We start from the raw sequence: 16555 nt of genomic DNA, 5'->3' as shown, positions 1-16555 counted from the left end.
CTTCCCGGCACCGCTGTCGGGTCTCGCTGGGTGGTGCGGGCCGTGCGGATCGTGCGACTCGTGCGTGCGTACTCAGATCTCTCCGGTGGCCGACAGGTATAGTCCACTTTCCGCCGGTGGAGCAAGATCGAGGGCACGGTTGGGCACCGGTCTTTTCCGAGTTGAGACCTGGCGGACATTTGAGCGGCCTGTGTGTAGCTTGCCGGAAAAATCCCCGACATACACCCCGAACGTCGCAGTCAACACCCTTGACAGCACTGACCACTTCACCCACTACTGGACCCTGCGCAGAAGTTTTGACAACGTTGTCCGGCGTGCAGGGAGGGTCTGGGAGATGCAGCGCAGAACTCGGCACAGATGGGGTCCGGCGGTCGTGGTGACGACCGCGTTCGCACTGGCGGTGGGCTCGCAGGGCGCGGCGGTCGCGCTGCCGCGGGCGGCGGCCGCTGCGGACCGGGAGTTCACGTCCTCGTTCGAGGCGGACGACCCGGCTCCGGACTGGCTCAATACCGTCGACACCGGTCCGGGCGGCGCCAAGCGCGCCTCGGGCGTGGACGGCGGCTACAGCACCGGCATCCCCGGCAACGTCAGCGACCATGTCACCGACGTGCGGGCCAGCGCGGAGAACACCGGCGGCGGCGAGGTGAAGGAGAACCTGGTCGACACCGAGCCGTCCACCAAGTGGCTGACCTTCGCGCCCACCGGCTGGGTGGAGTTCGACCTGGACGCGGCGACGCCGGTCACCCGGTACGCGCTCACCTCCGCCAACGACCACGACGAACGCGACCCGGTGGACTGGACGTTGCAGGGGTCGGCGGACGGCGAGAGCTGGACGACGGTGGACACCCGCTCCGGCGAGTCGTTCGCCGAGCGGTTCCAGACCAAGACGTACGAGCTGGCCGAGCCGGCCGACTACCAGCACTTCCGCATCGAGTTCACCAAGAACAACGGGGCGGGCGACGCGCTCCAGCTCGCCGACGTGCAGTTCTCCACCGGCGGTGACGAGACCACCGTGCCCGCGGACATGCTCTCGCTGGTCGACAAGGGCCCGAGCGGCTCCCCGACGGCCAAGGCGGGCGCGGGCTTCACCGGCAAGCGGGCGCTGCGCTACGCGGGCCGGCACACCGCCGACGGCCGGGCCTACTCGTACAACAAGGTCTTCGACGTCAACGTCAAGGTGGACCGCCGTACCGAGCTGTCCTACAAGATCTTCCCGTCGATGGCCGACGGCGACCTCGACTACGACGCCACCAACGTCTCCGTCGACCTCGCCTTCACCGACGGCACGTATCTGAGCGGGCTGGGCGCCACCGACAGCCACGGTTTCCCGCTGACCCCGCGCGGCCAGGGCGACTCCAAGATCCTGTACGTCAACCAGTGGAACAGCGTGGCGTCGGGCATCGGCTCGGTCGCGGCCGGCAAGACGATCGACCGCGTCCTGGTCGCGTACGACTCGGCCAAGGGCCCGGCGAAGTTCCGGGGCTGGCTGGACGACGTGTCGATCAAGGAGGCGAAGGCCGAGAAGCCCAAGGCGCACCTCTCGGACTACGCGCTGACCACCCGCGGCACCAACTCCAGCGGCAGTTTCTCGCGCGGCAACGACTTCCCCGCGACGGCCGTCCCGAACGGCTTCAACTTCTGGACGCCGGTGACCAACGCCGGTTCGCTGAGCTGGCTGTACGACTACGCGCGCGGCAACAACGCGGACAACCTGCCGACGCTCCAGGCGTTCAGCGCGAGCCATGAGCCGAGCCCCTGGATGGGCGACCGGCAGACCTTCCAGGTGATGCCGTCCGCCGCGTCCGGCACCCCGGACACCGGCCGGGAGGCCCGCGCGCTGCCCTTCCGGCACGAGAACGAGACGGCCCGCCCGTACTACTACGGCGTCACCTTCGAGAACGGCCTGAAGGCCGAGATGGCGCCGACCGACCACGCGGCGCTGATGCGGTTCACCTATCCCGGTGACGACGCGAGCGTGATCTTCGACAACGTCACCGACCAGGCGGGCCTGACCCTGGACAAGGAGAACGGCACCTTCACCGGCTACTCGGACGTCAAGTCCGGCCTGTCGACGGGCGCGACCCGGCTGTTCGTGTACGGCGAGTTCGACAAGAAGGTGACCGGCGGCGACTCCAGCGGCGTCAAGGGCACCCTGAGCTTCGACGCGGGCGAGGACCGTACCGTCACCCTGCGCCTGGCCACCTCGCTCATCAGCGTGGACCAGGCCAAGGACAACCTGCGCCAGGAGGCCCCGAAGGGCACCTCCTTCGACAGGGTGAAGAAGAACGCCCGGCAGGCGTGGGACAAGATCCTCGGCAAGGTCGAGGTCGAGGGCGCCACCCAGGACCAGCTGACCACGCTGTACTCCAGCCTGTACCGGCTCTACCTCTACCCGAACTCGGGCTTCGAGAAGGTCGACGGGAAGTACCAGTACGCCTCCCCCTTCCAGAAGATGGAGTCGGCGGACACCCCCACGCACACCGGCGCGAAGATCGTCGACGGCAAGGTGTACGTGAACAACGGCTTCTGGGACACCTACCGGACGACCTGGCCGGCGTACTCCTTCCTGACCCCCGACAAGGCCGGTGAGCTGGTCGACGGGTTCGTGCAGCAGTACAAGGACGGTGGCTGGACCTCGCGCTGGTCCTCCCCCGGCTACGCGGACCTGATGACCGGCACCTCCAGCGACGTGGCCTTCGCGGACGCCTACGTCAAGGGGGTCGACTTCGACGCGAAGGCGGCGTACGACGCGGCGGTGAAGAACGCGACGGTGGTGCCGCCGTCCTCGGGCGTGGGCCGCAAGGGCATGGAGACCTCGCCGTTCCTCGGCTACACCGCCAGCGACACGCACGAGGGCCTGTCCTGGGCGCTGGAGGGCTACCTCAACGACTACGGCATCGCGCAGATGGGCGCGAAGCTCTACAAGGAGACCGGCGAGAAGCGGTACAAGGAGGAGTCGGCCTACTTCCTGAACCGCGCCCAGGACTACGTCAACATGTTCGACTCGAAGGCCGGTTTCTTCCAGGGCAAGGACGCGTCGGGCGACTGGCGGGTGGACTCGGAGAAGTACGACCCGCGCGTGTGGGGCTACGACTACACCGAGACCAACGGCTGGGGCTACGCCTTCACCGCCCCGCAGGACAGCCGGGGCCTGGCCAACCTGTACGGCGGCCGCTCCGGTCTCGCCGACAAGCTGGACGAGTACCTCGCCACCCCGGAGACCGCGTCCGCCGAGTTCGTCGGCTCCTACGGCGGAGTCATCCACGAGATGACCGAGGCGCGGGACGTCCGGATGGGCATGTACGGGCACTCCAACCAGGTCGCCCACCACGCCCTCTACATGTACGACGCGGCCGGGCAGCCGTACAAGACGCAGAAGAACGTCCGTGAGGTGCTCTCCCGCCTCTACACCGGCAGCGACATCGGGCAGGGCTACCACGGCGACGAGGACAACGGCGAGCAGTCGGCCTGGTTCCTGTTCTCCGCGCTCGGCTTCTACCCGCTGGTGATGGGCAGCGGCGAGTACGCCATCGGCTCCCCGCTGTTCACCAAGACGACCGTGCACCTGGAGAACGGGCACGAGCTGGTGGTGAAGGCGCCGAAGAACAGCACGAAGAACATCTACGTGCAGGGCCTGAAGGTGAACGGACGGTCCTGGAACTCCACGTCCCTCCCGCACTCCGTGCTCGCCAAGGGCGGCGTCCTGGAGTTCGACATGGGCTCGCGGCCGTCCTCGTGGGGCACCGGCAAGAACGCGGCGCCGGTGTCGATCACGACCGACGACGAGGTGCCTACGCCGCGCAAGGACGCCGTCGAGGGCGACGGCGCGCTCTTCGACAACACCTCGGGCACGGAGGCGACGGTGACCTCCGTCGACCTCCCGGTGGCCGACGGCACGAAGGCGGTCCAGTACACGCTGACGTCTCCGAAGGACCACACCTCGGCTCCGACCGGCTGGAAGCTGGAGGGTTCGGCCGACGGGACGACGTGGCGGACGCTGGACGAACGCTCCGGCGAGTCCTTCGCCTGGGACCGGCAGACCCGGGCGTTCTCGGTGAAGTCGCCGGGGGCGTACGCGAAGTACCGGCTGGTGTTCACGGGTTCGTCGACGCTCTCCGAGATCGAGCTGCTCGCCTAGGACGCACGTCGGCACACGACGGCCCGCCCGGTCTCCGGGCGGGCCGTACCGCTTTCTTCGGCCGGGGCACTTTTGGCTCTATGCGGAAAGCTCCATGCATAATGACTGGAGCTCAACGCTAGGAACTATCTGTGCATGGCCGGTCCCCCTCAGGGTACGTGCACGGTCGGAGGAGCAGCGATGACACCCCGCGTAGACCCGAGCCTCAACCGGCGCAAGCTGCGCCTTGCCCTGCGCAAGGCACGGGAGGGCGCAGGGCTCACCCAACGTGAGGCCGCTGAGCAGGTGGAGTGGTCGCAGTCGAAGCTCATCCGTGTGGAGACCGGGACGGTGAGCGTGTCCGTGAGCGACCTGCGCGCCCTGTTGGCGCTGTATCACATCACCGAGCCCGACACGGTGGACGAGCTGGTGGAAGCGGCCCGGGGCAGCAAGGGGCCCAGCTGGTGGTCCCACTACCACGACGTCGTCACCCCGCAGTTCGCCCAGTACCTCGGGTACGAGGGGGCCGCGCACACCGTCGACACCTACCACCCGATCGTCGTCCCCGGGCATCTGCAGACCCGCGCGTACGCGGAGGCGCTCCTCGCCGAGCGCGGGCTGACCGCCGAACGGACGGGCCGCGTGGTGGACTTGAGGATGGAACGCCAGGAGCGCATGTTCGACGGGTCAGGGCGGCCGGCGGCCACCTTCGTCCTGGACGAGGCCGCGGTACGACGGCAGATCGGCGGCAGGGCCGTGTTCGAGGCGCAGTTGCGCCAGATCCTCGACTTCGGCGCACGCGACGGCCTGACCATCCGGGTGCTGCCCTTCGAGGCCGGAGCCCACTACAGCACACTGGGCAGCTTCGTACTGCTCCGCTTTCCCGACGACGACGACCTCGTGTACGTGGAGCACGCCGCCGGCAGCATGACCGGAGGTGAGAATCTGGAGCTGCTGGCCCAGTATCAGGAGTGCTTCCATACGATCACGGAGCGGGCGCTGAGCGAGACCGAATCCCTCGACCTGATCGAGCGCGTCAAGCAGGACCTCGAGGCCCGATAGAGCCGCGGCACTCAGGGCTGACAGAGGCAGGGGAGGACCGGCGTGGTCTCCAGGTCGATAGCCAGGACGATTGAGGAAATAGCCCGGATAGCCTTCGGCTCCGGCATGAACGACGAAGAGCTGAAGAGCCAGGCCGTTCAGGACCCGGGGCAGACGGAGCGTCTCATAGCCATCGAGGGAGCCCGTGCGAGGGACAAGCGCAAACACACGGCGATCCTCTGCGCGTTCGCCTTCGCAGCCCTCATTGTCCTGACCGGAGCGGCGCTGTTCGTCATCAACGCGGCCGGCGACCTCAAGCTGCCCTGGTCCAGGATCGGCACCGCGCTGGGCACCTTCCTGCTGACCCCGGTTTTCGGCGGACTGGGCTTCTGGGTGAAACGCAAGCTCTCCGCCCGGCGGCACGGGGGCACTAGTCCGCAGAACCCGCCCGAGAGTCGTACCGAGGGCGATCAGAACCAGGTGGGGACGTCATAGACCCGTTCCCCGCGCGCCACACTCCCGCGCTCACGGCCACCGCGACCGCCACGGTCACCCAGAGAATCCTCTTGGTGAGTACGCTGTCGACGAGCATGGACGCGATGGCCGCGGCCAGTGTCGCGGCCGCCCCGACCGTCACCGAGAAAGTGACGATGCCGCCGACGACGACGGCGGTCCGCCTGCCGCCCGATCGCTGCGCTGCGGATGCCTCGGCATTCATATGGCCCCCTACCGCCTGCCGATGGCCGGATAAGAACGTCACAGACCGTCCAACTCTCCTTGTACGACGGCATGCAGGAAGTGCGTCCACGCGGAGGCGGTGAAGCGCAGTGACGAACGCGCGGGCGTCTTGGAGTCGCGTGCCAGCACTCTGCCCAAGCGCACAGCGACCTCCACGCACTCGTTCTCGTTGCCACACCTGCTGCTCCTGCGCCACAAGGGTTTCCCCTTATGCACTGCCCCAGCCCCCCTGGTTCCCCTACCTGCCTGGATAGCGCCCGTTCAGGTTAGTGGACGGGTGTGCACCACCGCATGGAGTACCCGGAATTGCCCCACCGGGAAACCTCTGCGGCGACCGGCCATCACCTGGCGTGACCGAGATTCCAGCGTAGGCGGCCCTGGTGACCGATAGCCATACCGGAACCGGCCGGGTGACCAGGGCCGGGCCGGGCCCTCCGGAAACCGGAGGGCCCGGCCCTCGACCGCCCTGCCCCGCCGCCTACTTGCGGATCAGGCTGCGCAGCACGTACTGCATGATGCCGCCGTTGCGGTAGTAGTCCGCCTCGCCGGGGGTGTCGATGCGGACGACCGCGTCGAACTCGACGCCGGTGTCGGTGGTGACCTTCACCGTGCGCGGCGTGGTGCCGTTGTTCAGCTCCTCGACGCCGGTGATGGCGAAGGTCTCCTCGCCGGTCAGGCCGAGCGAGCCGGCGGACTGGCCCTCGGGGAACTGGAGCGGCAGGACGCCCATGCCGATGAGGTTGGAGCGGTGGATGCGCTCGTAGGACTCGGTGATGACGGCCTTGACGCCGAGCAGCGCGGTGCCCTTGGCGGCCCAGTCGCGGGACGAGCCGGAACCGTACTCCTTGCCGCCCAGGATGACGAGCGGCGTGCCCTGCTCGATGTAGTTGCGCGAGGCGTCGTAGATGAACGACACCGGGCCGTCGGCCTGGGTGAAGTCGCGGGTGTAGCCGCCCTCGGTGCCCGGCGCGAGCTGGTTGCGCAGCCGGATGTTGGCGAACGTGCCGCGGATCATGACCTCGTGGTTGCCGCGGCGCGAGCCGTAGCTGTTGAAGTCGCGGCGCTCGACGCCGTGCTCCGTGAGGTACTTGCCGGCCGGGGTGTCGGCCTTGATGGCGCCGGCCGGCGAGATGTGGTCGGTGGTGACCGAGTCGCCGAGCTTGGCCAGCACCCGGGCGCCGGAGATGTCCGAGACCGGGGTGGTCTCCATCGTCATGCCCTCGAAGTACGGGGGCTTGCGGACGTAGGTGGACTCGCTGTCCCACTCGAAGGTGTTGCCGGTCGGGATCGACAGCGCCTGCCACTGGGCGTCGCCGGCGAAGACGTCGGCGTAGGACTTGGAGAACATGTCCTCGCCGATGGCGCTCGCCACGACCTCGTTGACCTCGGCCTCGGAGGGCCAGATGTCCTCGAGGAAGACCGGGTTGCCGTCCTGGTCGGCGCCGAGCGCGTCCTTGGTGATGTCCACCTTCATGGACCCGGCGAGCGCGTAGGCGACCACCAGCGGCGGGGACGCCAGGTAGTTCATCTTGACGTCGGGGTTGATGCGGCCCTCGAAGTTCCGGTTGCCGGACAGCACCGAGGTGACGGCGAGGTCGTGGTCGTTGACCGCCTTGGAGACCTCCTCCGGCAGCGGGCCGGAGTTGCCGATGCAGGTGGTGCAGCCGTAGCCGACGAGGTTGAAGCCGACCTTGTCGAGGTAGGGGGTCAGGCCCGCCTTCTCGAAGTAGTCGGTGACGACCTTGGAGCCCGGGGCCAGGGTGGTCTTGACCCACGGCTTGCGGGTCAGGCCCTTCTCCACGGCCTTCTTCGCGACCAGGGCCGCGGCGACCATGACGTACGGGTTGGAGGTGTTGGTGCAGGAGGTGATGGCCGCGACCGTCACCGCGCCGTGGTCCAGCTCGTAGCTGGTGCCGTCGGGGGCGGTCACCTGCACCGGGTTGCTCGGGGCGCCGTTGGGGGCGACGGCCGGGGCGTCGGAGGCTGGGAAGGACTCCTTGCCCGCTTCGTCGACGTCGTCCACGTAGTTGCGGACGTCCTGGGCGAACTGCTGGGCGGCGTTCGCGAGGACGATGCGGTCCTGCGGGCGCTTCGGGCCGGCGATGGAGGGAACGACCGTGGAGAGGTCCAGCTCCAGCTTCTCGGAGAAGTCCGGCTCGGCGGCCGGGTCCAGCCACAGGCCCTGCTGCTTGGCGTACGCCTCGACCAGGGCGACCTGCTGGTCGCTGCGGCCGGTCAGGCGCAGGTAGTTCAGCGTCTCGTCGTCGATCGGGAAGATCGCGGCGGTGGAGCCGAACTCCGGCGACATGTTGCCGATGGTGGCGCGGTTGGCCAGGCTGGTCGCCGCCACGCCCTCGCCGTAGAACTCGACGAACTTGCCGACCACACCGTGCGCCCGCAGCATCTCGGTGATGGTGAGCACCAGGTCGGTGGCGGTGGTGCCGGGCTGGAGCTCGCCGGTCAGCTTGAAGCCGACGACGCGCGGGATCAGCATGGAGACCGGCTGGCCGAGCATCGCGGCCTCGGCCTCGATGCCGCCGACGCCCCAGCCGAGTACGCCGAGGCCGTTGACCATGGTGGTGTGCGAGTCGGTGCCGACCAGGGTGTCCGGGTACGCCTTGCCGTCCCGGACCATGACCACGCGGGCCAGGTGCTCGATGTTGACCTGGTGGACGATGCCGGTGCCGGGCGGGACGACCTTGAAGTCGTCGAAGGCGGTCTGGCCCCAGCGCAGGAACTGGTAGCGCTCCTTGTTGCGGCCGTACTCCAGGTCGACGTTCTGCTTGAAGGCGTCGTTGGTGCCGAACTTGTCCGCGATGACGGAGTGGTCGATGACCATCTCGGCCGGGGAGAGCGGGTTGATCTTGTTCGGGTCGCCGCCCAGCTCCTTGACGGCCTCACGCATGGTGGCGAGGTCCACGACACAGGGCACGCCGGTGAAGTCCTGCATGATCACGCGGGCCGGTGTGAACTGGATCTCCTGCGACGGCTGGGCCTGCGAGTCCCAGCCGCCGACGGCGCGGATGTGGTCGGCGGTGATGTTCGCGCCGTCCTCGGTACGGAGCAGGTTCTCCAGCAGCACCTTCAGGCTGTAGGGAAGGCGCGCGGAGCCCTCGACCTTGTCCAGCCGGAAGATCTCGTACGACTCGTCGCCCACCTGCAGCGTGCTGCGGGCGTCGAAGCTGTTCGCCGACACGACAGTCTCCTTCATTCATGTGCGCGTACCACCGCATCCTGCCGCCACGCCGCCCTGGCCAATCCGCTAAGGTAAGGCTAAGTTAGGTAACCCTTACTAGCGTGGGGCCGGGGTGGCGACCGCAGTACGCCTCGGCAGATATCTCGATGTCGAGATAACTCTAGTACATGAGGGCGGAACGGTCATGCCCGGACCCGGTTGTCTCGACCGGGTTGGCCGCGACCTGCTTGTCCTCGACCCGGTTGTCCTCCGGCAGTCAATCGAGTCGCCCCTTGGCCGGGAAGCGCCGGTTCAGGCGTCCAGGCGGCGCTTGGCGAGCCAGGCGACGATCTCCGGGTCGTGGTGGTCGAAGAACAGGGAGCCGCCGGTGTCGAGGGTGGCGATCCGGGCCATCTGCTCGTCGGTCAGCTCGAAGTCGAGGACGTCGAGGTTCTCGGCCATGCGCTCGGCGCGTACGGACTTGGGGATGGCGATGACGCCGCGCTGGGTGAGCCAGCGCAGCACGACCTGGGCGACGGACTTGCCGTGCTCCGTGCCGATCTCGGCGAGCAGGGGGTTGGTGAACAGGTCGTTCCTGCCTTCGGCGAAGCCGCCCCAGGACTGGATCTGGACGCCGTGCTCGCGCATCAGGGTCTGGTAGCCGGCCCGCTGGAAGAAGGGGTGGGTCTCGATCTGGTTGACGGCCGGGGTGATCTCGTTGTTGACGATCAGGTCGATCAGGCGGTCGGGGTAGAAGTTGGCCACGCCGATCGCCTTGGTGAGGCCCGCCCGGTAGAGGTCCGCCATGGCGCGCCACTGGCCGTAGACGTCGCCGAAGGGCTGGTGCATCAGGTACAGGTCGAGGTGGTCCAGGCCCAGCCTGGTCAGCGACGTCTCGAACGCGCGGCGCGTGTTGTCCTCGGCCGGAGCGTCCTGGAGCCACAGCTTGGTGGTGACGAACAGGTCCTCGCGCGGGATGCCGCTGGATTTGATGGCACGGCCGACGGCTTCTTCGTTGCCGTAGGCGGCGGCGGTGTCCAGCAGGCGGTAGCCGGCGGCGAGCGCGTCGGAGACGGCGCGTTCGGTGTCCTCGGCGGGGATCTGGTAGACGCCGAAGCCGAGCAGCGGCATCTCCACGCCGTTGTTCAGGGTCACGTACTGCATGAGCGGAAGTCCTCTGCTGTGTGCGGGGGGGCGGGTTCAGGAGCGGGGGGGGAGGTTCAGGGACGGGGGGCAGGTTCAGGGACGGATGAGAGCCTTGAGCACCTGGCGGTCGGCCATGGCCCGGTAGGCGTCCGGCGTCCGGTCGAGGGGGTAGGTGCGGTCGAAGACGCGGCCGGGGGCGATGGTGCCGTCCAGGACGTCGGGCAGCAGTTGCTCGATGTAGGCGCGGGCGGGGCTGGCGCCGCCGGTCAGCGTGATGTTCCGCATGAACACGGAGGGTCCGATCGGTCCCTGTTCGTACTGCGGCACGCCCAGGCGGCTGATGGTGCCGCCGTCCAGAACGGCGCCGAGCGCGGTGTCCAGGGCCGGTCGGGTGCCGACGGCCTCGATGACCTTGTCCACGCCGCCGGTCAGCTCGCGGACGCGGGCGACGCCCTCCTCGCCGCGCTCGGCGACGACGTCGGTGGCACCGAAGGAGCGGCCCAGGTCGGTGCGGGCCGGGTGGCGGCCGGCGAGCACGATCCGCTCGGCCCCGAGCCGCCGGGCGGCGATGACCGCGCACAGACCGACCGCACCGTCCCCGACCACGAGCACCGTGTCACCGCGGCCGATGCCGGCGGTGACGGCGCCGTGGTGGCCGGTGGTCATCACGTCCGACAGCGCCAGGAGCGAGGGCAGCAGCACGGAGTCGGCGGCCACCGGCAGCTTGACCAGGGTGCCGTCCGCCTGCGGGACGCGGACGGCTTCGCCCTGGCCGCCGTCGACGCCGTCGAAGCCGTACCGGCCGCCGTCGCGGCACGAGATGTGCAGGCCCTTGGCGCAGTAGTCGCAGGTGTTGTCGCTGTAGGTGAACGGGGCGACGACCAGGTCCCCGGTCGTCAGGCCGGTGACGTCCGGGCCGGTCTCCTCGACGACACCGAGGAACTCGTGGCCCATCGGGCGTCCGGTGCCGGTGGCGGGCATGGAGGCGTAGGGCCACAGGTCGCTGCCGCACACACAGGCGGCGACCACGCGGACCAGCGCGTCGGTCGGCTGGACGATCTTCGGGTCGGGCCGGTCCTCGACCCGGACGTCGTTGGCTCCGTACATCACTGCGGCACGCATGAGGGTGTTACTCCAAACGGGGGGGACGGGCGGGGGCGCGGGCGGCGGTGTCAGCGTTCGAGCATCCGGGCCTGTGCCTCGGTGTGGGTGTCGCCCGCGGCGGGCGGCAGGGCGGCGAGCCGCGCCAGCTGCTCGGCGGACAGGGTGACGGCGTCCGCGGCGGAGTTCTCCTCGACCCGGCTGACGCGCTTGGTGCCGGGGATCGGCGCGATGTCGTCGCCCTGCGCGAGCAGCCAGGCCAGCGCCACCTGGCCCGGTGTGGCGCCGGCCTCGTCGGCCAGCTCCTTCACCTCGTCGGCGAGCGCCAGGTTGCGCCGGAAGTTCTCGCCGGTGAAGCGCGGGTTGTCGCGCCGGAAGTCGGTCTCGTCGAACTGGTCGGTGGAGCGGACCGTGCCGGTGAGGAAGCCGCGGCCCAACGGCGAGAACGGCACCAGACCGATGTTCAGCTCCCGCAGCACGGGCAGGACGCGCTCCTCGATGCCACGCGTGAACAGGGAGTACTCGGACTGGACCGCGGTGACCGGCTGCACGGCGTGGGCGCGGCGGATCGTGTCCGGACCCGCCTCCGAGAGCCCGAAGGCACGCACCTTGCCCGCCTCGATCAGCTCCCGCACGGCGCCGGCGGTCTCCTCGATCGGGGTGTTCGGGTCGACCCGGTGCTGGTAGTACAGGTCGATGTGATCGGTGCCGAGCCGCTTGAGGGAGCCCTCCACCGCGGTACGGATGTTCGCCGGGGAGGAGTCGAGGTTCCAGGCGCCCGCGCCGCCGTGCGAGACCAGACCGAACTTGGTGGCCAGCACCACCTGGTCCCGGCGGCCCTTCAGCGCCCGCCCGAGCAGTTCCTCGTTCGTGTACGGGCCGTAGATCTCGGCCGTGTCGATCAGCGTGACGCCCAGCTCCAGCGCCCGGTGCACCGTCCGGATCGACTCGGCGTCGTCCGTTCCGGACCCCGTGTAGCCGTGGGACATGCCCATGGCGCCCAGACCGATCCGGGAAACCTTCAGGTCCCGCAGCTTGATGTACCGCATCTCGCCCTCTTCGCATCGTGACGTGGCCCGACACCCTGAGCGTCACCCGGGTGTCGGCTTCCTGCCTCTTCAGCCTCGTCCGGATTGCGGCGATGTGGCAGGGCGGATCCTTCGGGGGGCATGGCAGGGCCCCCCTCGCCCGCGCGCGACGGCGTCCCGGAGAGCGAGACTGGCACCATGGCACCGACGAGCGCGCCCGGCGAGGGCGCCGAGCTGGGCCGCTACCTGCGCGCCCGCCGCACCCAGACCAGCCCCGAACACGCCGGACTCACCCCCGGTGCCGGTGTGCGCCGCACCCCCGGCCTGCGCCGCGAGGAGCTCGCCACCCTCGCCGGCATCAGCATCGACTACTACGTACGCCTGGAACGCGGCAAGGAGACCCGCCCCAGCCCGGCCGTCCTCGACGCCCTCGCCCGCGCCCTGCGCATGGACGACCAGGAGCACCAGCACTTGCGCGAGCTCGCCGCCCGCGCGGCCCGCTACGTCGGCGGGCCACCCCCCGCGCCCAGCCGCACCGTGCGCCCGCACCTGAAACTGCTGCTGGAGTCCCTGCGCCCGAACCCGGCCTACGTCATCAGCCGCAGCATGGACATGCTCGCCTGGAACCCCGGCGGTCTCGCCCTCTACGCGGGTCTGGAGGACTGGCCCGTCAAGCAGCGCAACCTCGCCCGCTACCTGTTCCTCCACCCCGCGGCCCGCGACCTGTTCCCCGACTGGGACCGGCAGATCACCGCGTGCGTCGCCCGCCTGCGCGCCACCGCCGGCACCGCGCCCGACGCGCCCGACCTCACCCTCCTCGTCGGCGAACTCCTGCTGAAGAGCCCGGACTTCGCGGGCCTGTGGGAACGCTATGAGGTGACTGGCCGCAAGCCCGCCCGCAAGACCTTCCAGCACCCTCGGGTCGGCACACTCACCCTCACATCGCAGTCGCTGCACGTGGAGGGCACCCCGGGCCAGCGCATCGGCGTCTACACCGCGGAGCCAGGCAGCACCGACCATGACGCCCTGACGCTGCTCGACATGACCGCGCCCGCGCCCGCCGGACGGGCGGCTGCCGCCCCCAGGGCCGAGGGGCGCTGACCGAACGCGCTTCCGCCCAAGCCGTGGCCTGTGAAGCAGCTTTGACAGCGGACACCGGTGTGGCGTGCGCCCCGCATCCGTCCCCGCCCGGATGACCCAGGGGGCCATCAGTACGCCGAGCGGGGGTAACCGACTTGTGCCGGGGTGGCCCGGCACGACCCGGATGGAGACACGATGCCGCTCACGTTCCGCAAGAGTTTCCGGATACTTCCCGGAGTGCGCCTGAACATCAACAAGAAGTCCTGGTCCGTCACCACCGGCGGCAAGAACGGCCCCCGCCACACCCACAGCAGCACCGGACGCCGTACGACGTCGATGGATCTGCCCGGCCCGTTCGGCTGGCGCCGGACCACCAAGCGCCGCTGACCGCCCGCCACCTCGGCGGCCTCCCGTTCGTCACTCGAACGGACCCCCGGAGAGGCGCGATCTCATATCTGAGATAGCCTCAACCTCATGGCAGACGACTACCTCGTACGCATCGGCAAGCTCATCCGTGACGCCCGGCAGCACCGGGGCTGGACGCAGTCACAGCTCGCGGAGGCACTCGGCACCAGTCAGAGCGCGGTCAACCGCATCGAGCGCGGCAACCAGAACATCAGCCTTGAGATGATCGCCCGGATCGGCGAGGCACTGGACAGCGAGATCGTCTCCCTGGGCTACGCGGGTCCGATGCATCTGCGGGTGGTCGGCGGCCGGCGCCTCTCCGGCGCCATCGACGTCAAGACGAGCAAGAACGCGTGCGTGGCGCTGCTGTGCGGCTCGCTGCTCAACAAGGGGCGCACGGTACTGCGCCGGGTGGCCCGCATCGAGGAGGTCTACCGCCTCCTGGAGGTGCTGAACTCCATCGGCGTGCGCACCCGCTGGATCAACGACGGCGTGGACCTGGAGATCGTGCCGCCGGCCGAGTTCGACATGGCCGCGATCGACGCCGAGGCGGCGGTGCGCACCCGCTCCATCATCATGTTCCTCGGCCCGCTGCTGCACCGCATGGACCGCTTCAAGCTGCCCTACGCCGGCGGCTGCGACCTGGGCACCCGCACCATCGAGCCGCACATGATCGCGCTGCGCCGCTTCGGCCTGGACGTGGCGGCGACGGAGGGCCAGTACCACGCGGTGGTCGACCGCTCGGTCCGCCCCGGCCGCCCGATCGTCCTGACCGAGCGCGGCGACACGGTGACCGAGAACGCCCTGCTGGCCGCCGCCCGCCACGACGGCGTCACCGTCATCCGCAACGCCTCCTCCAACTACATGGTCCAGGACCTCTGCTTCTTCCTGGAGGCGCTGGGCGTACGGGTCGAGGGCATCGGCACCACCACCCTCACCGTGCACGGCGTCCCGGTCATCGACGTGGACGTGGACTACTCCCCCTCCGAGGACCCGGTAGAGGCGATGAGCCTGCTGGCCGCCGCGGTGGTCACGGAGTCCGAACTGACGGTCCGCCGGGTCCCCATCGAGTTCCTGGAGATCGAGCTGGCGGTCCTGGAGGAGATGGGCCTCGACCACGACCGCACCCCCGAGTACTTCGCCGACAACGGCCGCACCCGCCTGGTCGACCTCACCGTGCGCCCCTCCAAACTGGAGGCGCCCATCGACAAGATCCACCCCATGCCGTTCCCCGGCCTGAACATCGACAACGTCCCGTTCTTCGCCGCGATCGCCGCCTCGGCCCAGGGCAAGACCCTGATCCACGACTGGGTCTACGACAACCGCGCGATCTACCTCACCGACCTCAACCGCCTCGGCGGCCGGCTCCAGCTCCTGGACCCGCACCGCGTCCTGGTCGAGGGCCCGACCCGCTGGCGCGCCGCCGAGATGATGTGCCCACCGGCCCTGCGCCCCGCCGTGGTCGTCCTGCTGGCGATGATGGCGGCGGAGGGGACGTCGGTACTGCGGAACGTGTATGTCATCAACCGGGGTTATGAGGATCTGGCGGAGCGGCTGAACTCGATCGGGGCGCAGATCGAGATTTTCCGGGACATCTGAGGGGTGGGGTGTCGTGCCTCTGGGGGACAACGGGCACGACACCCCTGAACACTTTCTGACCTGCGGTTACGCACTTGCGTGGCCGGGCACAGCGGTCCCGACCGCCTTCATCGGCTGCTGAACCGCATCGAGTGGGACGCCGACGAGGTCCTGGACGACGTACGCGACTACGTCGTCGAACACCTCGGCAGCGAGGACACCGTCATGATCGTCGACGACACCGACTTCCTGAAGAAGAGCATCCGCTCGGCCGGGGTCCAGCGGCCAGCGGCGGTACTCCGGCATCGCGGGACGAATCGAGAACTCCCAGATCGGCGCATTTCTCGCCTATGCCACCGACCGCCGACGCACACTGCTCGACCGCCGGCTGCACCTGCCCGCCTCCTGGACGAACGACCGGGAACGCTGCCGACGGGCCGGCATCGGCGACGACATCGCCTTCGAGACGAAGGTGGCCATCGCCGACCGCATCCCGTTCAGGTGGGTAACGGCCGATGCCGCCTACGGCTTCAGCAAGGGGCTGGCGGTTCGAACTCGAGCAGGCCGACGTCTTCCCCGTGATGGCCACCACCCGTCACGACACCGTCGTCACCCGCTGGGCGATCGACCACCCCGTGGCCGACCTGTTTCCCAGCTCGCCGAGGCAGAAGTGGAAACGCCGTTCCTGCGGCGAAGGAGCCCACGGCCAGCGGGTCTCCGACCGGACCCGCGTCGAGGTGCGACCCCGGCACCACTCTGGACCAGCTGCTCCGGGTCGCCGGCGACCGATGGGCGGTGGAGGAACGCTGCCAGAGTGCGGAGCAGGAGTGCGGCCTGGACGACTACCAGGTCCGCCGCTATCCAGGCTGGCACCGCCACATGACCCTGGGCATGGCCGCCCACGCCTGCCTGACCGTCCTGCGCGCCCGCCAACTGGACGCGGACAAAGCAGAAACGGATCCTCCCAGCTCATCCGCCTCAGCCTCGCCGAGATCAGACGCCTGATCGCCCGTCTCACCGACCGCTGCCCCGTCCCCGTCGACCACACACTCCACTGGTCGACATGGCGCCGTAGACGACAGCACCAGGCCCGTACCAGCCACTACAAACGGCGCGGACACAGCCCACGACAACTGACTACCCGTC

At 69.2% G+C, this 16555-nt stretch carries 12 protein-coding genes and 1 pseudogene; 8 read left to right on the top strand and 5 right to left on the bottom strand.

Annotation, left to right across the window (positions count from 1 at the left end):
• The first annotated feature begins 334 nt into the window (after positions 1 to 334).
• The 3 genes from AB0G32_RS19755 to AB0G32_RS19745 all read left to right on the top strand — a co-directional run bounded on the left by AB0G32_RS19755 (position 335) and on the right by AB0G32_RS19745 (position 5653).
• Complete coding sequence (locus AB0G32_RS19755; RefSeq protein ID WP_361164375.1) at positions 335 to 4138, top strand: GH92 family glycosyl hydrolase; 3804 nt, start codon at positions 335 to 337, stop codon at positions 4136 to 4138.
• A 180-nt stretch (positions 4139 to 4318) separates the two neighbouring features.
• A complete protein-coding gene (locus AB0G32_RS19750; RefSeq protein ID WP_361164372.1) occupies positions 4319 to 5179 on the top strand; it encodes a helix-turn-helix transcriptional regulator in 861 nt (286 codons plus the stop codon).
• 105 nt (positions 5180 to 5284) lie between these two features.
• Positions 5285 to 5653: a hypothetical protein gene (locus tag AB0G32_RS19745; protein WP_361164369.1), complete on the top strand. Its 369-nt coding sequence runs from the start codon at positions 5285 to 5287 to the stop codon at positions 5651 to 5653.
• A gap of 261 nt (positions 5654 to 5914) precedes the next feature.
• Here the strand turns inward: AB0G32_RS19745 and AB0G32_RS19740 are convergent, their stop codons facing one another.
• From AB0G32_RS19740 to AB0G32_RS19720, 5 genes are all read right to left on the bottom strand, one after another.
• Positions 5915 to 6040 (bottom strand): DUF397 domain-containing protein, encoded by a 126-nt coding sequence (locus AB0G32_RS19740; RefSeq protein WP_361164366.1) that lies wholly within the window; start codon positions 6038 to 6040, stop codon positions 5915 to 5917.
• Between the two features lie 334 nt (positions 6041 to 6374).
• On the bottom strand, positions 6375 to 9092 hold the full coding sequence (gene acnA / locus AB0G32_RS19735) for an aconitate hydratase AcnA (RefSeq protein WP_361164363.1): 2718 nt from the start codon (positions 9090 to 9092) through the stop codon (positions 6375 to 6377).
• Positions 9093 to 9383: 291 nt separating this feature from the next.
• Positions 9384 to 10235: an aldo/keto reductase gene (locus AB0G32_RS19730; protein WP_361164360.1), complete on the bottom strand. Its 852-nt coding sequence runs from the start codon at positions 10233 to 10235 to the stop codon at positions 9384 to 9386.
• A 75-nt stretch (positions 10236 to 10310) separates the two neighbouring features.
• Positions 10311 to 11339 carry an alcohol dehydrogenase catalytic domain-containing protein gene (locus tag AB0G32_RS19725; RefSeq protein ID WP_361164357.1) on the bottom strand — a complete coding sequence of 343 codons (1029 nt, stop codon included), beginning with the start codon at positions 11337 to 11339 and terminating at the stop codon, positions 10311 to 10313.
• A gap of 50 nt (positions 11340 to 11389) precedes the next feature.
• Entirely contained in the window at positions 11390 to 12367 is a 978-nt protein-coding gene (locus tag AB0G32_RS19720) for an aldo/keto reductase (RefSeq protein ID WP_361164354.1), read from the bottom strand.
• Positions 12368 to 12544: 177 nt separating this feature from the next.
• Between AB0G32_RS19720 and AB0G32_RS19715 the strand changes: the two genes are divergently transcribed.
• The 5 genes and pseudogenes from AB0G32_RS19715 (at position 12545) to AB0G32_RS19695 (ending at position 16292) form a co-directional block, all read left to right on the top strand.
• The gene (locus AB0G32_RS19715) at positions 12545 to 13447 is read left to right on the top strand and encodes a helix-turn-helix transcriptional regulator (protein WP_361164351.1); all 903 of its coding nucleotides are present in this window, start codon (positions 12545 to 12547) and stop codon (positions 13445 to 13447) included.
• 174 nt (positions 13448 to 13621) lie between these two features.
• Positions 13622 to 13813 (top strand): DUF4236 domain-containing protein, encoded by a 192-nt coding sequence (locus AB0G32_RS19710; protein WP_361164349.1) that lies wholly within the window; start codon positions 13622 to 13624, stop codon positions 13811 to 13813.
• 87 nt (positions 13814 to 13900) lie between these two features.
• Positions 13901 to 15430: a UDP-N-acetylglucosamine 1-carboxyvinyltransferase gene (locus AB0G32_RS19705; protein ID WP_361164346.1), complete on the top strand. Its 1530-nt coding sequence runs from the start codon at positions 13901 to 13903 to the stop codon at positions 15428 to 15430.
• 78 nt (positions 15431 to 15508) lie between these two features.
• A pseudogene (locus AB0G32_RS19700) lies at positions 15509 to 15634 on the top strand (IS701 family transposase); the annotation flags it as partial.
• Between the two features lie 79 nt (positions 15635 to 15713).
• On the top strand, positions 15714 to 16292 hold the full coding sequence (locus AB0G32_RS19695; RefSeq protein ID WP_361164585.1) for a transposase: 579 nt from the start codon (positions 15714 to 15716) through the stop codon (positions 16290 to 16292).
• Positions 16293 to 16555: the final 263 nt, after the last annotated feature.

The sequence above is a fragment of the Streptomyces sp. NPDC023723 genome (assembly GCF_040639815.1).
In the GTDB taxonomy this organism is placed as follows: domain Bacteria; phylum Actinomycetota; class Actinomycetes; order Streptomycetales; family Streptomycetaceae; genus Streptomyces.
Note: the sequence above shows the minus strand (reverse complement) of the source record. Positions and strands in the feature narration are given on the sequence as shown.

What these genes read in the sequence shown, in the direction of transcription:
- AB0G32_RS19755 (WP_361164375.1), top strand. Translation starts at nt 335, where the DNA reads ATGCAGCGCAGAACTCGGCACAGATGGGGTCCGGCGGTCGTGGTGACG.
- AB0G32_RS19750 (WP_361164372.1), top strand. Translation starts at nt 4,319, where the DNA reads ATGACACCCCGCGTAGACCCGAGCCTCAACCGGCGCAAGCTGCGCCTT.
- AB0G32_RS19745 (WP_361164369.1), top strand. Translation starts at nt 5,285, where the DNA reads ATGAACGACGAAGAGCTGAAGAGCCAGGCCGTTCAGGACCCGGGGCAG.
- AB0G32_RS19730 (WP_361164360.1), bottom strand. Translation starts at nt 10,235, where the DNA reads ATGCAGTACGTGACCCTGAACAACGGCGTGGAGATGCCGCTGCTCGGC.
- AB0G32_RS19725 (WP_361164357.1), bottom strand. Translation starts at nt 11,339, where the DNA reads ATGCGTGCCGCAGTGATGTACGGAGCCAACGACGTCCGGGTCGAGGAC.
- AB0G32_RS19720 (WP_361164354.1), bottom strand. Translation starts at nt 12,367, where the DNA reads ATGCGGTACATCAAGCTGCGGGACCTGAAGGTTTCCCGGATCGGTCTG.
- AB0G32_RS19715 (WP_361164351.1), top strand. Translation starts at nt 12,545, where the DNA reads ATGGCACCGACGAGCGCGCCCGGCGAGGGCGCCGAGCTGGGCCGCTAC.
- AB0G32_RS19710 (WP_361164349.1), top strand. Translation starts at nt 13,622, where the DNA reads ATGCCGCTCACGTTCCGCAAGAGTTTCCGGATACTTCCCGGAGTGCGC.
- AB0G32_RS19705 (WP_361164346.1), top strand. Translation starts at nt 13,901, where the DNA reads ATGGCAGACGACTACCTCGTACGCATCGGCAAGCTCATCCGTGACGCC.